Genomic DNA, 1,577 nt, shown 5'->3' on the forward strand with positions numbered 1-1,577 from the left:
GAACCCATTGCTCGAGATAAGCCGCCCATGCTTGTTCATGCCGCTCTGGCACTAAGGCATACTGCTGCAACAAATTACAGATGTGCTCTTCTAAATTAGTGGCTGGGACATTGGTGTTTAGCTCGCCCGTTGCGAATTCAATATCCTCGAATAAGCGGTGCAAGAAAGTACCTGCCTGACTACCCTTGGGGAAATTCATAATATCAATCGCGTTAGCTGGCGGGGCTTCGCCGAGATCATCCATTGATCGATGAGTATGCTCACTATGCGGGTTTAGTGCTCTGTGCTCATTAAGCAATCCGGTAAAGCTTTGGACCTTCCATGATTGTTTTAATTGAGGAGCGAATAACTCGTCTGAGAGCTCAGAAGCCGATTGAGAACTTTGATCAATCAACAATCGACTCGAGCGATTGAGCGCGTGTACTTCTTCAAACGTGAGATATTGATATGAAGTAGAAAAATCAGTGTGCTTCGTAAAACGAGAGATTGCGTCTTGCAGCCATCCTTTTTCAAGATCATCGGATAACTGGCCCTGTGATAACAAATAACCAAGCGCAGTGGAGTACATTTTGGGCGATCGACTCCCACTAAACTCCGCGGTGCCGATATAACAATGATATTGTGCGCGCGTTAAAGCGACATATAGTAAACGCATTTCTTCCGCTAAACGCTCTCGATCAGCCGCTGTTTGCTGTTGCTCGTTCGGCTCTAATGCTAAACATAAGCGTCCAGCCTCATCATAGAACCAAGCCTGTTGCGCATCTCTTGTCGTAAACAGAAACGGTAAAAACACAATTGGGTATTCCAAGCCCTTTGACTTATGAATCGTCACGATACGAACCAAGGCCTCGTCGCTTTCTAAACGAAGCTGATGCGTCGCGAGTTTTTCGGCTGATGGCTGCGCAGTCTGCCCAATGCACTGCCAATACCAACGTAACAAGGCGCTTTCTGATCGCAATGTGCGTGCTTTTTCTTGTAAAAGTTCAGCTAACTGACTGATGTTAGTTAGGCTGCGCTCCCAATCTAGCGTTACAGTGTCCTGTGACGTCGCCGCGTTATGCCAATGCTTTAGAATTGAAAACTCATCAATGGCTAAGCGCACCATGCTAAGCACACCAAAACGCTGCCAATGATGTTGTAGATTCTGAAAACGGTCTACCCATGTCTGTAAAGCAAACTCATCCTCTGTGATGCGAGACAGCTCGGCATCTGTTACCTGCCAAAATGGATCTTGCAGTACAGAACGTATCGCGCGCTTCTTTGTTGGGTTTTGCGCTGCCTCTAACAAAAATGCCAAAGACATAGCCTCCGCACTTTCAAACACAGAAGCATCGTCATCAAAGCAAGACTTAACACCGACCTGCGCTAGCACCTGCTTCACTTGTCGCGCTTCATTTTTAGTGCGCACAAGTATCGCTAAGTCAGAGCTATTCAGTCCTAGCGTTTTATCATTGAGTACTTCGCATACTTGCGAAGCCAACAACAAGCTTAAGCTATCCGATATATCAGCCTTTGATAAAGCCTTCCCCTCTTCATCCAATGCCTCAACTTCAGAATATCGTAAGGCACTGCCAAAA

At 46.4% G+C, this 1,577-nt stretch carries 1 protein-coding gene; it reads right to left on the bottom strand.

The features are described 5' to 3' along the window. Positions 1 to 1,577: 3'-5' exonuclease (locus A3738_RS26215; protein ID WP_304440134.1), on the bottom strand; the 1,577-nt coding region annotated here is incomplete at both ends.

The organism is Oleiphilus sp. HI0066 (genome assembly GCF_001635725.1).